This is a genomic window from Gilliamella intestini (genome assembly GCF_900094935.1).
Classification (GTDB): Bacteria; Pseudomonadota; Gammaproteobacteria; order Enterobacterales; family Orbaceae; genus Gilliamella; species Gilliamella intestini.
The window spans coordinates 1-21,083 of record NZ_FMBA01000025.1 but is presented as its reverse complement, the minus strand read 5'-3'; the positions used below and the strand labels follow the sequence as shown (position 1 = coordinate 21,083).

Genomic DNA, 21,083 nt, shown 5'->3' with positions numbered 1-21,083 from the left:
TGAATCTAGGTTTTGTTTATTTACTCTCATTTTCGTTATTCAATTCATCGATTGATAATAAGGTAATATCTGGATTAATCGGTTTTTTAACTTCGATACCCATTTCACGAAATCGTTCAATTTGTCCAATTACATTGCCACGACCTTTACATAATTTGTTCATGGAATTTTGATAGGTTTGTTGAGCTTTGTCTAAACAACTGCCCAGATTTTCCATATCTTCAACAAAGCCACGCATTTTGTCATATAATTTGCTTGCTCTATCGGCAATAAGTTCAGCATTACGATTTTGATATTCAAATCGCCATAAATTATGGATAGTTCGTAATGCAACTAATAAAGTAGTGGGGCTTACTATCATAATATTACTTTTCAGCGCATCGTTAATTAATGTTGGGTCATTATCTATTGCACTTAAAAATGCTGGCTCGACAGGAATAAACATCAAAATATAATCTAATGAATTAATGCCAATAAGTTTATGATAATCTTTTTGACTAAGTTGTTTTAAATGGTTACGCACAGCCGTTAAATGTTCGGCCATTGCTTTTGCTTTAACGTTTTCGTCATCACTATTAAAATGGCGTTCGTAGGCAACCAAGGTCACTTTTGAGTCAATAACCACATCACCACCTTGCGGTAAGTGAACAATGACATCAGGTTGCAACCGTTGATTACTTTCGTTAGTTAAATTGACTTGTGTTTCATATTCATAACCTGACCGTAATCCAGAATTATCTAAAATCTGGCTTAAGATAAATTCTCCCCAGTTTCCTTGGGTTTTGTTATTGCCTTTTAATGCATTGGTTAGATTAGTTGCCTCTTTGCTCATTTGTGCATTAAGCTGTTGCAAATTACGAATTTCATGGGTCAATGTGTGGCGCTCTTTAGCCTCTTGCCCAAAACTATCTTGAACTTGTTTTTTGAAGCCTTCTAACTGTTCTTTAAGTGGTGAAAGTAAAAAATCAAGGCTCTGTTTATTTTGTTGTTCAATCTTTTTGCCACTGTGTTCAAAAATGCGATTAGCTAGGTTTTCAAATTGAGTGGTAAGTCGTTGTTCACTTTGTTCTAGTATGGTTTGTCGCTCATGTGTTGCACTTAACGTTTCTTCTAAACGCGTTTTGAGCTCGCTGATTTTGACATTTTGCGCCAAATTCTGTTGTCGATATAGTTCTAACTCATGCTTTAACTGTTTTACTTGAGTTGTTAGATCTTGGTTTTCTTCATTTTTTTGCAACAATTGCAGATCAAACAGTTGGTGTAAATTATTAATCGTTAGTTGAGACTTTATAATTAACACCAATAAAATTAAGGCAATAATGCCAATAATAATGGCAAACCACCCACTTAGTCCTAAAGTGTTAAACATGATTAAGCCCTTTCAAAAGTAAATGAAATGACATCATCTAAGTTGTTGCACGCTAGGGCGAGCATAATTAAACGATCTAACCCTACAGCAACGCCAGCACAGTCTGGTAGTCCTGCTTCCATTGCGGCTAGTAACTCAATATCAATATTTTGTGTAGGTAGATTTTGGTTAGCTCGATCCAAATTATTTTGTTCAAAACGAATACGTTGTTCTTGTGGGTTAGTGAGTTCTTTAAAACCATTGGCAAGTTCAACACCTTTATAATAAAACTCAAAACGGCTAGCAACACGATGATCCTCTGGGCTAATAGCGGCTAATGCTGCTTGTGATGCTGGAAAGTTAAATACAGCAACGGGCTTGTCTTGGCCAATATGAGGTTCAATACCGAAAGTGAATAAGCATTGTAACAATCCATCTTTATCATAATTATCTGTGTTAAGCCCTATATTAAGTTGATTTGCTGCATCGGCTAAGGTTGCGTGATCGACTTCTAAAGGATCAATATTAAGATGCCGTTGAAATGCTTTTTGATAAGAGATGCGTTCAGCAGGTTCACAATCTAAAATAGTTTGTAATAGGTCATCGACTTCATTAATCATTTGCATCATATCAAATTGGATGCGATACCATTCTAACATGGTAAATTCAGGGTTATGATAACGGCTGACTTCTTCATGATTACGAAAACATTTACACATTTGATAAATTGGACCACTACCTGCAGCTAGTAAGCGTTTCATATGATATTCAGGGCTGGTAATTAATGACATGTTTCGCCCTTGTTGTTGGCCAAGTTCCCCAGGTTTTAAATATGTGGTGTGGAAAGAGCTTAAATATACGTCTGTTACAGCATATTGGCTTAATGTCGGCGTTTCGACTTCTAATATACAGCGATCAGCAAAAAATTGCCGTACTTGAGAAGTAATTTTTGCGCGCTTAAGTAAATTATTAATAGATGCAGAAGGTTGCCAAGTCATAAAAAATATCCATGGAATTTGATTATTACTAAAAAAAGAAAATAGGGCAAAAGCCCTATTTTTTATTGTTGGCGTTCATTTTGCCATAAAGTGAATAGATTGTCGTATTTTTCTTGCTGTTGCCAAATATGGCGATGTAATGTTGAAAGAATGATAGGATCTTCTAAAATCGCTAACTGCTTTTCTTTACTCATTTTTTCTAAGTCTATGTGTTGATATTGTTCAATAAGCTCATTGCGTTTTTGTTGGTTTTTATTATTAACTCTATGTCTTGAAGTCGATAAAGCGCAAGCAAGCGCATTATATATAGGATCGACCAACGCCATAACAAAGCCATGCTCAACAAATTCAGTTTCAGTTTTAATTAAATATTCGCCTGTAAGAGTAACCGCTCTTGTAGGATGCGTTTCTTCAGGGGTTAAAAATAGTCCTGCTTTTTTTGCCTTCATGCCGATACTTGAAAGCCCAGATACTCTAATTACTAAAGGTGAAATGGTTAAAGGTATTAATATGGCTATATACCAATAAGTAAATTGTGGATTTAACCAGATAATTACTCCTAACCAGATAATACCTAATAATGACAGTGGCCAACAAAAATAAAATGACTCCCCCCATGTTAACGCATCATCACTTCGGGATGGTGACTTCCATTGAATTTTACTGCCCATCCATGCTTTAAGTACAAATTTACTATGAAAGATCATGCGTATTGGCGCTAAAATCATTGACCAAATCATTTCAATCAGTATTGATAAAGTTAATTTAAATATACCGCCAACATCTTTTGCCCCAGTTCTGGCTATAATAATACCGTAGCTAAAGAATTTAGGTGCAAACAGTAAAACCATTGTGGTTGATAATAGTTGAATGGCTAATTGTTCATCCCACCTTGGCCAAGTCGGATAAAATTGGTTAGGTTGGAAGAAATATTGAGGCTCAGAAATATTAAACACCAATAATAATAATGTCGAAAATATTAAAAATACCAACCACAATAATGATGAAATATAAGCCATGCCGCTAGTTACAAACATTATGCGATGGGTTAATTTGATGCCACTTTTGAAAATTAATCTTAAATTAATTAAGTTACCCATACACCAGCGATTATCACGTTTTAAATCTTCAATCATATTACCAGGAAGCTCTTCATAACTTCCATTCATATTATAAGCGATCCAGACGCCATAACCAGCACGACGCATAAGCGTCGCCTCAACTAAATCATGCGATAAGATATGAATTGGACCCTTACGTTTTTGCAGTGGCGATAATATGCAATGCTCAATAAAAGGTTTTAAGCGAATCATTGCATTATGTCCCCAATATTGCGCTTCGCTTAATTGCCAAAAGTGTGTACCAGCACAAAATATATCACTATAAATCTGGTTGGCAAATTGTTGAATACGACCATAAAGCGTGGTCATTCTGACTGATTTTGGTGGTGATTGTAAAATACCTGCTTTAGGTGTCATTTCCATCATGGCGATCATTTTTAAAATACAATCGCCTGTCATGATACTATCGGCATCAAGGATCATCATGTATTCATATTGGTGCCCCCAACGACGGCAAAAATCATCAATATTACCACTTTTACGTTTTACTCGGCGTTTGCGATGGCGATAAAAAACGTTGCAACCATTGTTTTGTTTTGCTGCATTAAATTCAGCCCAAGCTTTAAGTTCGTTCACATATAGATCGGGATCGTTAGTATCACTTAATATATAAAAATCACAACAAGCTGCGTGGCCTGTTTCAGCTAAAGATTGATAAGTTGCTTGTAACCCAGCAAATACCCGAGCAACATCTTCATTACAAATTGGCATAACAAGAGCGGTTCGACGTTTTGCGTCGATATGTGATGTAGGATCCTTGGGGATAGGGATAGTGTAACGGTCTTTACCCATGACGGCTAAAATTAGTCCCATAATACTGGTCCAAAATCCAATAGAGATCCAGCAAAACAAAATAGCAAACAAGACAATAATCGCCCCTTGTATGATATAAGGTATTATGCTGTAGATGGCTAATTCAGGATTAATATCCCAATTAGTCATAAAATTGATTTTTTGCCAACTTTGGTATGGTAATAAAGACGATAGATAAGTGGTTCCATAGTATGTTTGTACTACAATCAGCGCAAACATAATAAAGCGTCGAATTATAGCTAAAATATTAAAGTTATGTTTTGACTTGGCAATATAGCGCTGGTTCCAGATTTGAGGTTGAATTGAAACGCGTTCAACTTCAGGATAACTTGGTTGTTGTTTTCGTTCATCAATAAAAGTGGTGGTATCACCAATTTGATTTAAACGATATTTTAAAAAATCGACATCATCAGGTGATATTGTATTGTTTTCTGATTTCTGACGCCAAAGCTCAGCGTCAGAAAGATTGGCAAAGTAATCTTTTTTCATATTTTTATCTTATTATAATAATAATGACTATTATTATTGTGCTGGGTATTGCCCACTCCACGTTTCAGAAATTACTTTATTGGTTTCTTGCGAAGCGAGTTGTACTCGAATATCAGTTGCTTTTTTACTGTCTTCAACGTTGAAGCGAACAATAACCCGCCAGCCTTTAATTTCTGGGTTGTATTGAGCTTCAGAAGTTAAGATAGTGCCATTATTCATGCTTGAAATCACTTTTACTTGTGATTTTTCTGATAACTCAGGACCAGCAAAGTCGATTACGTAGGCATTAGAACCATCAAGCTTACGAATCAAATTGGCTTGTTTTATATCGCCAAGCGATAAACGTGTGCTAACTGCTCTTGCGACATTATTAGGGTAACGCTTATTTTCATTTAATGAATAATGTAATCGATATTTTATATCAAGCACGTCGCCAGCTTTATATTGTTTTTCTGGCACCCAAAAAGTGACAATATTATCGTTAGTTTCGTCTGCTGTTGGGATTTCAACTAATTCGACTCGTCCTTTTTGCCAATCGCCTAAAATTTCAGTCCAAACGCTTGGTCGTTTTTCATAGTGATCATCGAGATCTTGATAATCATCAAAACCTTTATCACGCTGAATTAAGCCAAAAGCTTTTGGGTTTTCTAAACTATACGATGAAAACGATAGACGTTTAGGATTATTTAATGGACGCCAGATCCACTCGTTATTATTAGCTAAAATTGACAGACCATTAGAGTCATGCATTGCTGGTCGGTAATTTAATAATGGTGATGGCTGATTAGGCCCAAATAAAAACATACTGGTTAGTGGGGCAATGCCAAGTTTTTTTACAGAATCGCGGAAAAAGACCTTAGCTTGAACTGTAACAGTAGTATCAATACTTGGGATCAATGTAATTTTATAAGCACCAGTTACGCTTGGTGAGTCAAGTAAAGCATAAATAATTAAGTGTTTTTGATTGGCTTGAGGTCTTTCAATCCAATACTCTTTAAATCGAGGGAACTCTTCACCCGACATTTCGCCTGTATCAATGGCAAGTCCTCTTGCTGAAAGACCATAATGTTGATCTTTACCCACGGCACGAAAATAACTACCGCCGAGCGCTGAAAATATTTCATCGTCAGTTTTTGTTGGGTTATTAATTGGATAATGGACTTTAAAACCAGCAAAACCCAAATTTTTAGTGTCTAGTTTATCAAGATTGATTTGGCTTAAATCAAAATAGCTAGGGTCATATTGGATTGGATTAACTTGATTATCAACAATTTCATTAATTTTTATTGGAACATCAAAGTACATGCCTTCATGATAAAATTCAAGTTTAAATCGGCTTTTTTGATCACCCCAATAAGCTTTTTGGTGATTAAATAGGATTTTCTGATAATCCGCAAATTGCAAAGAAGCTAATTCATTAGGAATATTTTTAGATGGTTGAACATAAGCCTTTTTAGATAGTTTTTCAGCTTTTTCAACTACATCATCAAGCGAAAAAGCCCATGCAGAAAAACTAATACAAGTAGCTGAAGCTAAGCAAAGCACCTTGCAAATTAAAGTTTTATTAAACTTATGAATTGGAAATAAATTGCACATAAAAGACTCGCGTTAGTATTATCTAAAAATATTGAAATAATTGATAATATTGTTTTTTGGATCATCTAAGCATTTCTCAACGTAATCCACTTTCATTTCTTGAAGAATGCTTGGGTTTTCGTTTATTAGGAAGTAAGAATAGTCATCTTTAGTAATCTTTGCTTTTAAGGATGAGATATCTTGTTCTGACATTCTAAATTGTGGTCGAAAATATTGTGTTATTCTTGCATTATCTTTTGTATAAATTGCTGCAACGAAATCAGCTGAATATTGGCAATAACTTTTTATATTGTTTTCAGTTGCTTTTATTTTACTTAGTTCCATATTATGTTCGGCTTGGTTTTCCTCAACTACTTTTTTGAGTTGCACATGATACTTTAATTTATATAGTTCATTTAAATAAAAATTCAATACGCAAGAGGAGAGATTATTATTGCCTTTACAATTTAGAATACCTTGTTTAATAATGTAGTTATCGAAGTTTTTATCACCAACAAACCGAATTAGCTGATTTTTAGCATCAACAACATAAGGGTCGTTAGTTTCAGTTTGTTGTTTTAATAGAGATAGTTGCTCTGTTTCGGAAATTGGTTCATTATTTATTATTGGCAAATTTTTTTTTGCACAGCTTGTGACAAGAATAGAAACAAAGGTACATATAAGGATATTACTTACTTTCATTTATCAAATTCCATGAGCATATTCTTTAGTTAATTTCAAAGCGAGCAACTTTGCCACTAATTTAGTCACATTATTAGTAACAACAGCCATTTATAACGATTATTGTTGTAGCGCAAAATTATATACTCTTATTAATTTAAAAACACTAGCAGATTAAACTAAATTTATAAAAAGCATATTATATATTAGATACAGTTGTTTTTTTAATGTTTACATATTTTTTTGTTATTTACTGTAAATTCAGATTCATGATCAACAGAAGATTTAAATTTACCTTTTGCTTTTAGAAAAGCGATAAGTTGCTCAGCATTCATGTCAGACTGAGAACAAGTATGAAACTTTGCACCTACTCCAAACTTATCGTTGATAGCGTTAAGTAAGGAAGCTTCTGTATAACTTTTTCCATCCATCATATGCAATACTTCGTGTCCATGAATTGACATTATGGCCTCCTAAATTGTTGTTGATTGAGATTTTAAAATTTGTCATTTTGAGCAGTGAAAGATAGCAGATATTTTTAATAAAAAAAAGGGGGGAGGAAAGATTAAAAAAATATGGTTGATTTTGGTTTGACTTGCCCCCCCTGATTTATATTGGGGCAAGTAGTGATGATAACATCTGTAAATTCAGGGTAAAAATAAGCTTATTTTTTACCTTCATCAGAGAATTTGGCAATGATTGATTGATTTTTAACTTGGCAAATAATAACAGTAACGATATCGGCAAGTTTATAGCACACCTTATCTTTAATTTTGATAACGCCTTCATCAGGGAATGGGACGATTTCCTCTTTGACAGAATGAATCATTGAAAGTGGTACAAAAGCAAAAGCACCTATATCACATAAACGAATTCGCGCTCCACCACGATTAATATCAATAATTTCAGCGGAGTAAGTTTCATCGATTTTATCTGATAAGTATTGTGCATAAAGGTTTTCGGCCATATCACGTTCAGCAAGGCGCAACATTTTACGCCTTTCATTCATGCTTTTTAGTTGTTCTTTATCAGGCGGCATTAATTTTTGTGAGCGGATATAGGCTTTTATTAATCGATGGTTGACCATATCGCCATATTTGCGTATTGGCGATGTCCATGTTGCATAGGCATCAAATCCCAAACCAAAATGGGGATGTGGTTCAATTGAAAAATCCGCAGAACTTTGGAACTTACGAAGTTTTGTGGACAAAAATGGAGTGTTGTCGATTATACGACGCAACTTTACATAGCCATCGAAAGATAATAGTGATTCTTTATTAAATTCACTTATTCCGTTGTCATTCAAAAAAGTCACTACTTGTTCAATATATTTACTATCAAAACCCGAATGGATATTAAAAACTCCAAAGCCGATTTTATTTTTTAGTTGCAATGTTAAAGCTTGGTTAGCTAAAACCATGACTTCTTCTACTATTTGATTTGCAATCCGACGAGACTCTTTAATTATTGATTTAACTTGACGGTTTTCATCAAGTTCAAAACGATAATCTCCGTTATCTTTAAAAACTAATGCATTGGTTTGTCGCCATGTCATGCGAATTTTTGCTAAGTTAGCTAAATAGTTAATTTGTTGTTTGATAATAATATTATTGGTTGTTAAATCTTCATTATTTTCTAAAAAATTAGAGACATTGTTATAAGTTAATTTAGCTTTTGATTCAATCCACGCTGGTATAAAAGTGATCTCATCGCTATTAATATTGCCTGTTTCGTCAATATTCATTTTACATATCATTGCTGGACGTTTTTGATTTGCTTTTAATGAACATAAATCATTGGCAAGCTCTTTGGGTAGCATAGGGATATTAAAATCAGGCAAATAAGTTGTAAAATTTCTGATTTTGGCAATATGATCAAGTTCGCTATCTTGCAATACATAAGCGGTAGGATCAGCAATGGCAACCATCAGTTGATAATCCCCTTGTTCACCTTTAGAAATAGCAATAGCATCGTCCATATCTTCTGTATCTTCGCTATCGATAGTGAAAAAATTAACATCGGTTAAATCTTGACGGTTATCAAGTTCAGCATTGTTAATTGTCAATGATTCGATTTGTGGGGCGTGAGTTTCTAAATCGTAACGCGCTAAAGTTTTTAGCCAAAGTTGATAAGGTGAATTGCTTTCAGCAACAAAACGAACAATTTCGGCAAGAAATTGATTCCGTTCTTCTTGCAAAGGGTGAGAAACAAGCGTTGCCACAACCCAATCACCTTCTTTTAGTTTTTCGCTAACTTGCTTGTTTATTTTGCAACGAATGGCTAGATTAGTTGACATATTTTCAGGAAAAATAACCATTGCACGATCTTGAAAGTCTATTTTGCCAATAAATTTTTGCAATGCACTTTCAATTAATGATTCAGGTTCAAAAGACTCTTTATCGTTATTACTTATTACTGTCCCTGAGACCTTATCACCATTGCAAACTCTTTTCATTTTAGCAACAGGGATAAAATAACTTTTTTTATTATCGGTATCTAAAAAACCAAATCCTTTTTCATGAGCCCGAACAATACCTTCAACACGGGGAGTCTGTTCATGGAGTTCTTGTTTTAATTGTGCAAGTAGAGGGTTATTTTGAAACATATAGCTTAACACTAGTTAAAAAGTTGGTATTAAATTCTATCATATTTATGCAAATTGTGGTTATTGAATTAATCGGTGATGGTATTGAAAATAGACGTATAATAATGCCACTTAAAATAATTAGTCGAATTAGAGTATGAAATTAAACTATAAATTACAGGGTGATGGACAGCCGATAGTGTTTTTACATGGGGTATTTGGGAGTTTAGATAATTTAAATATGCTAGCGAAGGATTTTGTGCAGTATTATCAAACCGTGCAAGTTGATCTGCGTAATCATGGGCATTCGCCTTGGTCTGATAAAATGGATTATCAAATGATGGCTGAAGATGTAGCCGAACTTTGTCATGATTTAAAGTTAAAAGAGATAATTCTAATTGGTCATTCTATGGGCGGAAAGGTTGCTTTGCAATTATCACAACTGCTTGCTGATACTATTGAAAAAATAGTAGCAATTGATATTGCACCGATAAAATATCACAGTTCATCTAATGCGATTATTCTAAGAGTATTAACTTATTGCCTTACCAACCATATTACCGATAAAAAACAGATTATGGATTTAATGAAACAAGCTGGTATTAATGATGCAATCATACTTTTTTTATTAAAATCGTTTAAAAATAAGCGTTGGTTATTTAATATTCAAGCTATTAATGAGCAATATGGGCATATTTGTGATTGGCAAACAATTTCGCCTTGGTCAAAACCAACGTTATTTATACGAGGCGGTAATTCAGCTTATATTACAGATGATACTTACCAAGCTATTTTTGACCAGTTCCCTAATGCAAAAATAAAAGTGGTTGAAGGGGCTGGGCACAATGTTCATGCCGAAAAAACGCAACAGGTTTTACAACTTCTACATAACTGGTTAGGTGACTGAAGGAAATTTAATAGATAAATATCAATGTAAATCGCAAAAAAAACGTTGTTGTTTGATGACTTGTTTGCTAGGCGTGCTAACTGTTATTTCCACCATTTTACACTCGGTATTATAGATTTTACTTGTGATCTTATATTGCCAACCAGAAGGGATAATTTTATGGCTAGTATAGGGATAGCTATCAAGTAGCTGAAACGCAATTTTATTGGCGCGTAGATTGTTGGCAAAGTAGCGATGTTTATTAAGTAATGCTTGTTGGTAATTAATAAAACCCAACATAATAATTGAAAATAGTAATGTTGTTATCATGACTTCAATCAAGCTAAAGCCAGCAAAATTTTTATTATTCACAAAAAATAGCCTTTTTTTCAGGACAATAGTCTAACCAGTGGCCTTTTTCGACAATTAATCGATTATTATCAAAATGTGCGAGTGTATATAAAAAGAAGTCTTCACCTTGGGCTTCGCCTCGGACTAATACATAATTATCAATTTTTAATAAAGAAAGTTTTATGCAGGCTTTTAATTGGTACGTTGGTTCAGTCATGCAATGCCAATTGGCTTTAGGTGCTTGCCAATTTTGGGTTGTTGCCCAAGTTAACGACGAATTAGCTTGATTAAATTGCCGATAGTATTGGTTTTTCATTAAAGTGGCTTTTTGCCAGGAGCAAATAAGTAAATTGAAACCAATTAATAACACTAATCCCACAACCATCAAAATGATCATCATCATAATTGTGCTAAATCCAGACGAAACGGGATTTAATTTAAAATCGATTTTCATTTTTGATGATTTCAGTTGTGTAATATTTAATTTGTTTATTTTTTCTTAGTTCTGCCGCAATTGATAACTCAATCGTATCGTGAAGTTGTTTTATTTGAAAGTAGGTAATTTTGATTTCATTTGAATCAAATACGTTTTCCCACTTGTTTCCTAAACAATTTAGTGATCCTGTTCTATAAGCTATGTTGTTTCCTTTATAGCGATAGGTAAAGACATCTGACTTTGTAGGATTGAACTCGTTCCACACCCAAGAATTGCGAATTTCACTGTCATATCGAAGGATAATACATTTCATCTTTTCATTAACTTCAATGGCCTTAGTTGTTATTTTTTTAGGGTCATTAGCAATAAAACCTGCTCGCTTAATATCCTTTTTCATGCCTGCTAACCCAAGGTCGATAGCCTGTTGTAAGCGTGTTTTTTGGTAATATTGCATGTTGTTGGTTTGTAATTGAATGTAAAAAGATGTCATTCCCATAATAATAAGGCTAGATAATACGATGCTAATAAGCATTTCAAATAAGGAATATCCAGCTGTTTTTAACATGGTGGTAAGCCAACTATATAACTGTTTTCTGCACAAAAACGGATGCGCCCAAGCAAGGAAACAAAAACCCTACTGGTACCTATTTTATTTCTTAATTGAAAAGACATTGTTTGTGCTAAGTTACGGCGTCCTAAAATTAAGGCATCTTTATTGTTTGATAGTTCACTAATTTCAACAGAATTATCTGGTTTCATGAAATAAAGCACTCCCTCGCTGCATGAGGCAGGTTTTTCATCGCGAGTAATTGCAATGCACCATGGTGATGTAAATTGATGAATAATATAATTTTCATTTTTAGTTGAAGCTTTTATTTGAACTTCATATATAAAATAAGCGAGTTGCTTAGTTGTAGATGCTAACTCGTTTTGAAGTTGCTGTTCTTTCCAATATTCAATACCAATAGCAGCTAAAATGGCACTAATACAGACAGTTATTAACAACTCCAGTAATGAAAATCCCAAATTTTGCATAATATTGTCTTGGTAACTATCACGATAGTTGCAGAGTACATTTTAATTAAACAATTGGTTATTTGACATTCTAGATTTGTGATACATTGCTCAAATAAATTGTGTTTTTTTCGTTAATACTTTGCTTTTTGTTTTGATGAAAAGTTTATTTAAAAATTACGTCAAAAAGCGGTTGGCAAGTATATTGATTTTATTAAGGTTTTTATTTTGTTTTTCTTGAATTCAAACATGAAGTGCAATTTTAAACACGGTGGAGTGAAGAAAGTAGAAAGGTGATTTATACTAGCACCTTCGCACCACCACAGTTTGGAGATTGCTATGCATTATAATCACCTTTCTAGGAAGGAAAGATACTAGATTTTTGTATTTATAACTATACACAATATCTATTGAACTCACACACAAGAAAACGGCATAAGTTTAAAAGCCCTGTCGCTTTTTATTCTAAGCGTTAAGACGAATTACACTTCATGGTGTAATCTAGGAACTTAACGAAAAAATTCAATAAAATCAATATTTCACCTGAGTGATTTTAGAGCAAAAAACACATCTATAGCTCCACAATATTAATAAGTTTGCCTTATCAGAGCGCCAAAATATACCGATAACAAAGTAAAGCTAGCACATTAAACTGGGCTGTTTGGTGTGTTTGCGTTTTAGATGTTATCACCAATATTAATCATTCCACAAAAGTTAAAAAATCCTAAAACTAACATATATTTTAATTAGAAAATTCACCTATTTTTATAACTTGATCATTTCTATCTTTATGTTTCTTTAAGTTTGCTTTCATTACTTTACAAAAAATCCGCCAAAAAACTAGCCAACTATTTTATAAATGGTTATACTTTTATCGCTGTAGGAAAACAAGCTTATTAAATAAGCGAATAATTATAAAAAATCGAAATAAAACAAAATATTACTTGACAGACGGAACAAAATGCATTATTATTTTAGGCACAAGGCACAAGGCACAAGGCACAAGCAAACCTATGTCTTAAATTTATCAAATAATCCTATTCGACGAGTTTTTACACAAAACTTATTTATATCTTCGAAATTATCGCTCAAATCACCTAAAACAGCTTTGCTAGTATTAGCATTGTTATTATTGTCATCGTCATGGAATGTACAGGCAAATAGCAAAAAGGTTCGTGCGGGTAATCGTAGTGATGCAATAATAATGCTGTCGCCAGTTATTGATTATGTAAGGCCGGCTTTATCTTCGGGTGACGGCCGATTTGCAGGCCCAGTTGACATATGGGATCCTGATCATGGTTTCTTAGTTAAACCAGCCGATCGGTCATCATACGATCTAAATTTCCCGACCACGGGTGCGCATAATTTATATTTTGATTTACTCATAACAGGAATAGAACCCGAAGAATTGACATGGGAACCGGTCACGCATGAGGGAATTACTGCAACAGTGACAAATGTTGTAGCTGAGGATTGGTGGATTCCTGATGGAGATAGGGGAGTTGTAGCCCGTGTTAAGTTAACAGGTCCAGAGGCAAGAAATCAATGGAAGAATCCTCATCCTAGCCCAATTGTTAAGCCAAGGTTACCGCAGACGTTTGAGTTAGTGGGTAGGGATAGAAAGGGGAACGAGGTCATTAAATATGGCTTTGTGCTAAAGCAGTGGTTCGTTCTTCGGGTGAATGGGGATAGAGATTATAGTGACCACTTAGCATGGTGTAGAAGTTTGGGTTATAGTATGCCACGGGTAAGGGATTTAACAAATGCGAAGTGTGGTGTAGATGGTCGGGACTTCCCCTGTGTAAATAACATAGATGGTGCAACACCTAGTTCATCAGGTGATCATTACAAGCGTCACATAGGCGCTGGCTTTTTCACGGAGTGGGGCTACGTGAGCTCCTACCGTGATGCGTACTGCTGCGGCTACAGCTTCTTCTGGACGAGCGACGCGACAGGTAGCTCCGATTTCCTTATCGACTCGAGCGGCTTGACAGGTAGCTCCCATTTCCTTATCGACTCGGACAACGGCAGCGTCATCAACAGCAAACCCAGCAACTCCCGCAATGTCCTTTGCACCGCACCTTAGCTTTTAGCGTTTAGTTCTTAATCCTTAGGGCGCGGAAGGGGGTTACGGTGCTTGAGAGGATAATATAACAAAGAATAAAGCCCCCGCGTAAGTTGGGGCGTTTTCCTTAGGGTTGCGCTATTGTGGCAAAGCCACAATAGCGCCGCCCCCGCCGCCGACGCTGAAAACGTGGTTGGCAATTCTAATGATTACGCTGTGGCGGTTTAAATTCGTGGTCTATTTATAGTACGGCAAGGTTTCGGACGTTTTGACCTTAGGTGAACAAAATAGCCACAGTGACCACGTCCGAGCAAAGGGAATTAAAGAGAATTCCCTTTGCAATCCCACGCTTTAGCGCATAATGTGTCTACGGCGCTACTCGTATCATCCTGATACTCGCCTCTACGAGGCCATCTTCGCAGTGCTCAGATGTTCAAATTTGTTCCAGACAAATTTGTCTGACGCCAGAATAAGACAAATAACATAGCCTTAGGTGGTTTTTGTGAGTTGTTTTGTGTTAAAAAGCAGTGCAATTACATCCCAAAAGTGATCAGAAAAGGTATTGATTTTTATTAAAGCTTTTATTTTTCTGTTTTTTTGTGATTTCCTATGACTTTACTAAGATTTCGATTGTTTTTGATTGCTTGGATATTGATTGTGGTGTTTTGATTAAACCACTTAAAAAGCAAGAAAGATTATATTATACTGTCCATCTAATTATTATTTGCTAACGGACTATAAATTAAAGGAAACTTGAGATGCAACAATTACAAACTATTATTGAAGCAGCATTTGAACGTCGTGCTGAGATTACACCGTCAAATGTTGATACAGTTACACGTGATGCGATTAACCAATGCATTGCTTTATTAGACAGTGGTAAAATGCGTGTCGCAGAAAAAATCAATGGTGATTGGGTAACTCATCAATGGTTAAAAAAAGCGGTTTTGCTCTCTTTCCGCATTAACGAAAACCAACTGATTGATGGCGGTCCGACTAACTATTATGACAAAGTGCCATTAAAATTTGCTGAATATGATCAAGCAAGATTCCAACAAGAAGGTTTCCGTGTTGTTCCATCTGCTATTGCTCGTAAAGGTGCCTATGTTGCTCGAAATACTGTATTAATGCCATCTTATGTCAATATTGGTGCTTATGTCGATGAAGGTACGATGGTTGATACATGGGTGACAGTTGGTTCTTGTGCGCAAATCGGTAAAAATGTTCACCTGTCAGGTGGTGTTGGTATTGGTGGTGTTTTAGAGCCGTTACAAGCTAACCCAACCATTATTGAAGATAACTGTTTTATTGGCGCACGCAGTGAAATTGTTGAAGGTGTAATTGTCGAAGAAGGCAGCGTAATTTCAATGGGTGTGTTTATTGGTCAAAGTACTAAAATTTACGACCGTGCAACGGGCGAAATTCACTATGGACGTGTGCCTGCAGGCTCTGTAGTGGTTTCCGGTAACTTACCGACAAAAGATGGCAAATATAGTCTTTATTGTGCAGTTATTGTGAAAAAAGTTGATGCTAAAACTTTAGGTAAAGTAGGTATTAATGAATTGCTTCGTACTATCGACTAATTCACGCTTATATTTAAAGTCGTCTAAATTATTGTTAGGCGACAATCATTCTATTTATTAACTAGATAATTTTAGTTTTATAACCATTAGAAGAGGAGAATTTATGCCTTCTTTTGATATCGTTTCTGAAATCCAAATGCCAGAAGTTAAAAATGGTGTTGAAAATGCCACTCGAGAGTTAGCTACCCGTTGGGATTTTAAAAATGTTGAAGCATCGTTTGAATTAAATGAAAAAAATGAAACGATTAAAGCAACAAGCCAATCTGATTTCCAAGTACAGCAATTACTTGACATTTTGCGAGACAAACTTGCTAAACGTGGTATTGATGGTGGTGCACTTGAAATCCCTGAAGAAATGGAGCACAGCGGTAAGCTTTATAGTATTACGGTTAAACTTAAGCAGGGTATTGATAAAGAGTTAGCTAAAAAAATTGTAAAAGCAATCAAAGATAGCAAAATTAAAGTACAAGCTCAAGTGCAAGGTGAACAAGTCCGAGTTACAGGTAAATCACGTGATGATCTACAAGCGACGATGGCGTTAGTTAGAAATGGCGAATTTGGCCAACCATTCCAGTTTACTAATTTTAGAGACTAATTCTTTATTTGAGTAATATGCCGATATTTGTCGGCAATATTATCTTTTCCAAATAGTTATTTACCTTCGTTTTTGTAAAGAACTTTAAATAAAATCAAAAAGATTAAGAAAGGTCTCATTTGCACCTTATTGCCTATAAAATAAAACTATAGTGCTTTAAAACTTAAACATAAGTAACCTAAAGAACAAGATTTTTTTTGATGAATACGTTATGCTATTTACTTGTCTATCCTCTTAATTATAACAATATTCATTATGATGATAAAAAAATTAGCGTTATTTCTATTTTTTCTTGTCTTTTCAGGGCTTTTATTGGCGCAAGAACCAAATGGTGATGCAAGCGCAGAAAAGAAAGTCTTTATCGATAATCTATTATCAAAAATGACGCTCCAAGAAAAAGTAGGGCAACTGCGTTTAGTGAGCGTTGGTGGTGATCTAACACTAAATAAAGTGCTCGATCAAATCCAAGCAGGTGAAATAGGGGGTATTTTTAATACTGTTGTCGAACCAGACCTGTCTCAAATGCAGGAGCGTGCTCTAAAATCTCCCAATAAAATTCCTCTATTTTTGGGTTTTGATGTAATTCATGGTCATAGGACTGTCTTCCCGATTAATTTAGGTATTGCATCCACCTGGGATCGAAGTGCAATAGCAAAAGCTGCCGAAGTGTCAGCTGACGAGGCTACATCGGATGGGTTAAATATAACTTGGGCGCCAATGGTTGATATTACACGTGATCCTAGATGGGGGCGCGTGTCTGAAGGATTTGGAGAAGATCCTTATTTAACATCAGAGGCTGGACGTATTTTTGTTGAAAAGATGCAAAAACAATCGCTTGCCGATAAAAAATCATTGGTGACATCAGTAAAACATTTTGCACTTTATGGTGCAGTTGAAGGAGGGCGTGAATATAACAGCACGGATATGAGTGAACGTAAAATGTTCCAAGAGTATCTTGTGCCTTATAAAGCCGCAATTGATGCAGGTAGCCGTGTGGTGATGGTTTCACTTGTGAGTGTTAATGGGATTCCTGCAACGGCAAATCATTGGTTATTAACTGAGGTATTACGTAATCAATGGCATTTTGATGGCGTTGTAGTAAGTGATCATGGGGCGATACGTGAACTAATTAATCATGGTGTAGCTAGCGATCCTAAAGATGCTGTGCGAGTTGCGATTAAAGCAGGCATTGATATTAGTATGAATGATGAATATTTTTTGCAATTTGTACCAGAATTGGTTAAAGAAGGGGCAATTAGCGAAGATGAAATTAACCAAGCTTGCCGTCATGTTTTAGAGCTAAAATACGATATGGGGTTATTTAGTGATCCTTATCGCAACTTAGATCCAAAATTAGATATCGAAACCATGTTTGCTAACGATCGTTTGCATCGTAAGGAAGCGCGTGATGTGGCACGCCGTAGTATTGTACTATTAAAAAATAACGATGAAATTTTACCACTAACTAAAAATAAAAAAATCGCAATCGTTGGCCCATTAGCTGATTCACAACGCGATATTTTAGGTAGTTGGTCAGGGGCCGGTAGAGTTAATTTGGCGGTGACGCCATTAGAAGGCATTAAACGAGCGGTCAATAATTCAAATTCAGTGAGTTACGCATTTGGTGCTAACCTTTCAGATGATGCAAATTTGTATCGATTCTTAAATTTGTACGGAGAAACAAGCAAATTTGATAATCGACCAGCCGATAAAATGATTACCGAAGCGGTCAAGATAGCCAAAAAAGCGGATGTTGTGATTGCCTTTGTTGGTGAGGCTGAAGGTATGGCGCATGAATCATCAAGCCGAACAGATCTCTCTTTACCAGCCACTCAAAAACAGTTGCTTAAAGCATTGAAAAAAACTGGTAAACCGTTGGTGATTGTTTTAATGAATGGTCGTCCATTAACATTATCTGAAGAATATGCGCAAGCTGATGCGATGCTTGAAACGTGGTTTTTAGGAACGGAAGGCGGTAATGCCATTGCCGATGTACTATTTGGTGACTATAACCCTTCGGGTAAATTACCCATGTCTTTTCCTTATAATGTTGGGCAGATCCCAGTCTATTATAGCCATTTGAATACAGGCCGTCCTCGTGGTACGGAAAATATGGGCAAATATACAACCTCGTATTTTGATAGTCCTAATGAGCCGTTATTTCCATTTGGTTTTGGTTTAAGTTATACCAACTTTGCAATGGACTTTTCATTATCAAGTTCTGAAATGAACAAAAATGGTGAAATTATCGTTAAAGTCAATGTTGAAAATATCGGCAATAAAGAAGGCATGCAAACAGTACAACTCTATTTGCAAGATGTAACCGCATCAGTAAGCCGCCCAGTTAAAGAGTTAATTGGTTTTGAAAATATTAGTTTAAAACCACACGAAAAAGGCGAAGTAGAATTTGTTATTAAATATGACATGTTAAAATTCTGGAATGATAAAATGCAATATGTTGCCGAACCAGGAAAATTTAATGTGTTTATTGGCAGTGATTCAACGACGCAAAATAAGCAAACCTTTACCTTACTTGATTAATAGTTATTAAGTAGTTTGGTTAATTTTAACATAGGATAATGCTGTGCAAAATGATATTACTTTTTATCAACGGTTTAAGTCTGATATTTTAGTTGGTTTAAAAGTTATTACAATTCGAGATAGAAGCGAATCACATTTTAAAGTAGGTGATAAACTTCGGGTTGGAACTTTTGAAACTGATGAGTATTTTTGTACTATAAAAATAATTAGTGTTACACCAATAACCCTTGAGCAATTAACAGAAGAACATGCAAAACAAGAGAATATGACGTTAAGTGATTTAAAAAAAGTAATTTCTGACATATATCCCAATGAAAATCATTTTTTTGTAATTCATTTTTCGCTCTTATAATAAAAAGACGCATTGTTAATGTGTCCCAGATTGATGACAATTAATATTGTTACTCACTAAAAACACATAAGCTTATTTTGTCAATTTTTGCTTGATATGCTAGTTATTACTCAGTTTATCTAAACAAAAATTTTATCTAAAAAATAAAATAGCGTTATTTTGTCAAAAACTTTCAGGAGTGTACTGCGTTTATGTAAAAAAACTAAAAAAATCATGTTTAATACCAACAAATAAATATTCTCTCGTTTGTTGTTTGGTTTGCTTTTTAAGTAAAGAAAAAATAACGGTCACTGATTTGGCAAAACGCTTTATGGTCAGTCGTCCTACCATTTATAACGTAATAAAGAAAGCCCGATTGAAGCTGTTTGTGCCTTTAACCAGTAAAAATGAACGTTATAAAATCATTAGTTATGATATTAAAACGTCTGGTTAAAATCGAAAAATCGATTGAAGATAAATTAAGACGGCAAGCTAAACGCTATAACAAAACCTATCCTGGTGAAATGCTACACGTTGATACCAAACGTTTACCTTTACTTAAAAATGAAAAAAAACAGCAAATTAGAGAATATTTATTTGTTGGCATTGATGATTTTTCACGTGAGCTTTATACGGGTATTTACCCAGATAAATCCCAATTTAGCGCAGCACAATTTTTACAAAACGATGTGTTAGCCCAGTGTACTTATACCACTACATGTATTTATTCCGATAATGGACGTGAATATCAAGGCGCCAATGAACACCTATTTGTTAAAACGTGCCATAGCCATCGTATTAATCAAAAATTCACCAAGCCCACCTGCCCACAAAAGAATGGGAAAGCCGAAATAGTGATACGAACTTTGAATTGCGATGTGCATAATCAGCAAATATTTAACGATTCAAAAGAGAGAAAACTAAAATTGAAACACTTTATTAATTTTTATAATACGGTTAAACCGCATAAAGGAATTTCAGGCAAAACGCCTTATGCATTTTTAGCGGATTATTTTAATCATGGCGTGTAAACAACTCGGCGTTTTCCTACTGGAATGGTGGAATGGTGGAATGGCAACACATTTTCAAACAAAAAAATTAAGGGGTAAGTGTTTTTTAAATTCAACGGGAGGCAAGTAGCCTAACGAAGAATGTAATCGTTTATGATTATACCAATAAGCATAAGCCGAAAAAGCGCGTTGTAACTCAGCCGTTGAGTTGAAACGTTGGCCTTTTACAAATTCCGTTTTAATTGTTTTAAATGTCGCTTCCGCTACCGCATTGTCATAAGGACATCCTTTCTTGCTTAATGAGTGCGTGATATTAAATGTCTTAAAACAATCCGCTAATAACCGATTATCAAACTCTTTACCTCGGTCTGAATGAAATAAATCCAATTTTGATAATGGTTGTTTAATTTGGCTTAATGCCGACATAACAAGCTCTGCTGTTTTATGTTGACCAACATGGTAACCGACAATCTGCCTATCGGATAAGTTCACTAAAACACATAAATAGTTCCAACGTTGCTTAACTTGAATATAGGTTAAATCCGCAACAACAATTTGTTTTTTATCACCTACATCAAATTGTCGTTGCAGGTGATTTTCTGTGGCGGTTTCATTCACTTCCGTAGTGTGTGATTGATAACGTTTAACGGTGTATTTTGATA

Annotated in this window: 20 protein-coding genes; 8 read left to right on the top strand and 12 right to left on the bottom strand. The window is 35.0% G+C overall.

The window, feature by feature from the left end; genetic code table 11:
• Nucleotides 1-16: 16 nt before the first annotated feature.
• The 7 genes from rmuC to GA0061080_RS07635 all read right to left on the bottom strand — a co-directional run bounded on the left by rmuC (nucleotide 17) and on the right by GA0061080_RS07635 (nucleotide 9,630).
• Nucleotides 17-1,369, bottom strand: a complete 1,353-nt coding sequence (gene rmuC / locus GA0061080_RS07665) for a DNA recombination protein RmuC (RefSeq protein WP_091123614.1) — start codon at nucleotides 1,367-1,369, stop codon at nucleotides 17-19.
• 2 nt (nucleotides 1,370-1,371) lie between these two features.
• Nucleotides 1,372-2,346 (bottom strand): elongation factor P--(R)-beta-lysine ligase, encoded by a 975-nt coding sequence (gene epmA / locus GA0061080_RS07660; protein WP_091123611.1) that lies wholly within the window; start codon nucleotides 2,344-2,346, stop codon nucleotides 1,372-1,374.
• A 62-nt stretch (nucleotides 2,347-2,408) separates the two neighbouring features.
• On the bottom strand, nucleotides 2,409-4,769 hold the full coding sequence (gene mdoH / locus GA0061080_RS07655; RefSeq protein WP_091123608.1) for a glucans biosynthesis glucosyltransferase MdoH: 2,361 nt from the start codon (nucleotides 4,767-4,769) through the stop codon (nucleotides 2,409-2,411).
• A 33-nt stretch (nucleotides 4,770-4,802) separates the two neighbouring features.
• Nucleotides 4,803-6,365: a glucan biosynthesis protein G gene (locus GA0061080_RS07650; RefSeq protein WP_091123605.1), complete on the bottom strand. Its 1,563-nt coding sequence runs from the start codon at nucleotides 6,363-6,365 to the stop codon at nucleotides 4,803-4,805.
• A gap of 18 nt (nucleotides 6,366-6,383) precedes the next feature.
• The gene (locus GA0061080_RS07645; protein WP_091123601.1) at nucleotides 6,384-7,046 is read right to left on the bottom strand and encodes a hypothetical protein; all 663 of its coding nucleotides are present in this window, start codon (nucleotides 7,044-7,046) and stop codon (nucleotides 6,384-6,386) included.
• 203 nt (nucleotides 7,047-7,249) lie between these two features.
• A complete protein-coding gene (locus GA0061080_RS07640) occupies nucleotides 7,250-7,489 on the bottom strand; it encodes a YecH family metal-binding protein (protein WP_245174458.1) in 240 nt (79 codons plus the stop codon).
• 200 nt (nucleotides 7,490-7,689) lie between these two features.
• On the bottom strand, nucleotides 7,690-9,630 hold the full coding sequence (locus GA0061080_RS07635) for an exoribonuclease II (protein ID WP_091123593.1): 1,941 nt from the start codon (nucleotides 9,628-9,630) through the stop codon (nucleotides 7,690-7,692).
• 136 nt (nucleotides 9,631-9,766) lie between these two features.
• Between GA0061080_RS07635 and GA0061080_RS07630 the strand changes: the two genes are divergently transcribed.
• Complete coding sequence (locus GA0061080_RS07630) at nucleotides 9,767-10,516, top strand: alpha/beta fold hydrolase (protein WP_091123590.1); 750 nt, start codon at nucleotides 9,767-9,769, stop codon at nucleotides 10,514-10,516.
• Nucleotides 10,517-10,537: 21 nt separating this feature from the next.
• On the opposite strand, the gene GA0061080_RS07625 is transcribed toward GA0061080_RS07630, so the two are convergent.
• From GA0061080_RS07625 to GA0061080_RS07610, 4 genes are read right to left on the bottom strand one after another with little or no spacing between them, the layout of a single operon-like run.
• On the bottom strand, nucleotides 10,538-10,867 hold the full coding sequence (locus tag GA0061080_RS07625) for a prepilin-type N-terminal cleavage/methylation domain-containing protein (protein WP_091123586.1): 330 nt from the start codon (nucleotides 10,865-10,867) through the stop codon (nucleotides 10,538-10,540).
• Nucleotides 10,860-11,300: a DUF2509 family protein gene (locus tag GA0061080_RS07620; RefSeq protein ID WP_141683116.1), complete on the bottom strand. Its 441-nt coding sequence runs from the start codon at nucleotides 11,298-11,300 to the stop codon at nucleotides 10,860-10,862. Before GA0061080_RS07620 ends, GA0061080_RS07625 begins: the two co-directional genes overlap by 8 nt.
• The gene (locus tag GA0061080_RS07615) at nucleotides 11,284-11,847 is read right to left on the bottom strand and encodes a prepilin peptidase-dependent protein (RefSeq protein ID WP_091123582.1); all 564 of its coding nucleotides are present in this window, start codon (nucleotides 11,845-11,847) and stop codon (nucleotides 11,284-11,286) included. The genes GA0061080_RS07620 and GA0061080_RS07615 overlap by 17 nt, the downstream gene beginning before the upstream one ends.
• Nucleotides 11,841-12,317, bottom strand: coding sequence for a prepilin-type N-terminal cleavage/methylation domain-containing protein (locus GA0061080_RS07610; protein WP_091123578.1), 477 nt, complete (start codon nucleotides 12,315-12,317; stop codon nucleotides 11,841-11,843). The genes GA0061080_RS07615 and GA0061080_RS07610 overlap by 7 nt, the downstream gene beginning before the upstream one ends.
• Nucleotides 12,318-13,257: 940 nt before the next feature.
• Here GA0061080_RS07610 and GA0061080_RS07605 point away from each other — a divergent pair.
• The 7 genes from GA0061080_RS07605 (at nucleotide 13,258) to GA0061080_RS07575 (ending at nucleotide 20,442) form a co-directional block, all read left to right on the top strand.
• Entirely contained in the window at nucleotides 13,258-14,382 is a 1,125-nt protein-coding gene (locus tag GA0061080_RS07605) for a hypothetical protein (protein WP_091123575.1), read from the top strand.
• 737 nt (nucleotides 14,383-15,119) lie between these two features.
• Complete coding sequence (dapD, locus tag GA0061080_RS07600; protein ID WP_034910674.1) at nucleotides 15,120-15,944, top strand: 2,3,4,5-tetrahydropyridine-2,6-dicarboxylate N-succinyltransferase; 825 nt, start codon at nucleotides 15,120-15,122, stop codon at nucleotides 15,942-15,944.
• A gap of 103 nt (nucleotides 15,945-16,047) precedes the next feature.
• Nucleotides 16,048-16,539 (top strand): YajQ family cyclic di-GMP-binding protein, encoded by a 492-nt coding sequence (locus GA0061080_RS07595; protein WP_025316067.1) that lies wholly within the window; start codon nucleotides 16,048-16,050, stop codon nucleotides 16,537-16,539.
• A gap of 261 nt (nucleotides 16,540-16,800) precedes the next feature.
• Nucleotides 16,801-19,080: a beta-glucosidase BglX gene (gene bglX, locus GA0061080_RS07590; protein ID WP_439330223.1), complete on the top strand. Its 2,280-nt coding sequence runs from the start codon at nucleotides 16,801-16,803 to the stop codon at nucleotides 19,078-19,080.
• A 43-nt stretch (nucleotides 19,081-19,123) separates the two neighbouring features.
• On the top strand, nucleotides 19,124-19,432 hold the full coding sequence (yqfB, locus tag GA0061080_RS07585) for a N(4)-acetylcytidine aminohydrolase (protein WP_091123569.1): 309 nt from the start codon (nucleotides 19,124-19,126) through the stop codon (nucleotides 19,430-19,432).
• A 310-nt stretch (nucleotides 19,433-19,742) separates the two neighbouring features.
• The gene (locus GA0061080_RS13140) at nucleotides 19,743-19,865 is read left to right on the top strand and encodes a hypothetical protein (RefSeq protein WP_091123566.1); all 123 of its coding nucleotides are present in this window, start codon (nucleotides 19,743-19,745) and stop codon (nucleotides 19,863-19,865) included.
• Nucleotides 19,819-20,442: an integrase core domain-containing protein gene (locus tag GA0061080_RS07575; protein ID WP_209435768.1), complete on the top strand. Its 624-nt coding sequence runs from the start codon at nucleotides 19,819-19,821 to the stop codon at nucleotides 20,440-20,442. Before GA0061080_RS13140 ends, GA0061080_RS07575 begins: the two co-directional genes overlap by 47 nt.
• Before the next feature lie 54 nt (nucleotides 20,443-20,496).
• Here GA0061080_RS07575 and GA0061080_RS07570 read toward each other — a convergent pair.
• The coding region (locus GA0061080_RS07570; RefSeq protein ID WP_141683115.1) for an IS3 family transposase at nucleotides 20,497-21,083 on the bottom strand (587 nt) is incomplete at its 5' end.

Excerpts from the sequence above, each read along its gene's own strand:
- rmuC (WP_091123614.1), bottom strand. The coding sequence starts at position 1,369 with ATGTTTAACACTTTAGGACTAAGTGGGTGGTTTGCCATTATTATTGGC.
- epmA (WP_091123611.1), bottom strand. The coding sequence starts at position 2,346 with ATGACTTGGCAACCTTCTGCATCTATTAATAATTTACTTAAGCGCGCA.
- mdoH (WP_091123608.1), bottom strand. The coding sequence starts at position 4,769 with ATGAAAAAAGATTACTTTGCCAATCTTTCTGACGCTGAGCTTTGGCGT.
- GA0061080_RS07650 (WP_091123605.1), bottom strand. The coding sequence starts at position 6,365 with ATGTGCAATTTATTTCCAATTCATAAGTTTAATAAAACTTTAATTTGC.
- GA0061080_RS07645 (WP_091123601.1), bottom strand. The coding sequence starts at position 7,046 with ATGAAAGTAAGTAATATCCTTATATGTACCTTTGTTTCTATTCTTGTC.
- GA0061080_RS07640 (WP_245174458.1), bottom strand. The coding sequence starts at position 7,489 with ATGTCAATTCATGGACACGAAGTATTGCATATGATGGATGGAAAAAGT.
- GA0061080_RS07635 (WP_091123593.1), bottom strand. The coding sequence starts at position 9,630 with ATGTTTCAAAATAACCCTCTACTTGCACAATTAAAACAAGAACTCCAT.
- GA0061080_RS07630 (WP_091123590.1), top strand. The coding sequence starts at position 9,767 with ATGAAATTAAACTATAAATTACAGGGTGATGGACAGCCGATAGTGTTT.
- GA0061080_RS07620 (WP_141683116.1), bottom strand. The coding sequence starts at position 11,300 with ATGAAAATCGATTTTAAATTAAATCCCGTTTCGTCTGGATTTAGCACA.
- GA0061080_RS07615 (WP_091123582.1), bottom strand. The coding sequence starts at position 11,847 with ATGTTAAAAACAGCTGGATATTCCTTATTTGAAATGCTTATTAGCATC.
- GA0061080_RS07610 (WP_091123578.1), bottom strand. The coding sequence starts at position 12,317 with ATGCAAAATTTGGGATTTTCATTACTGGAGTTGTTAATAACTGTCTGT.
- GA0061080_RS07605 (WP_091123575.1), top strand. The coding sequence starts at position 13,258 with ATGCATTATTATTTTAGGCACAAGGCACAAGGCACAAGGCACAAGCAA.
- dapD (WP_034910674.1), top strand. The coding sequence starts at position 15,120 with ATGCAACAATTACAAACTATTATTGAAGCAGCATTTGAACGTCGTGCT.
- GA0061080_RS07595 (WP_025316067.1), top strand. The coding sequence starts at position 16,048 with ATGCCTTCTTTTGATATCGTTTCTGAAATCCAAATGCCAGAAGTTAAA.
- GA0061080_RS13140 (WP_091123566.1), top strand. The coding sequence starts at position 19,743 with ATGGTCAGTCGTCCTACCATTTATAACGTAATAAAGAAAGCCCGATTG.
- GA0061080_RS07575 (WP_209435768.1), top strand. The coding sequence starts at position 19,819 with ATGAACGTTATAAAATCATTAGTTATGATATTAAAACGTCTGGTTAAA.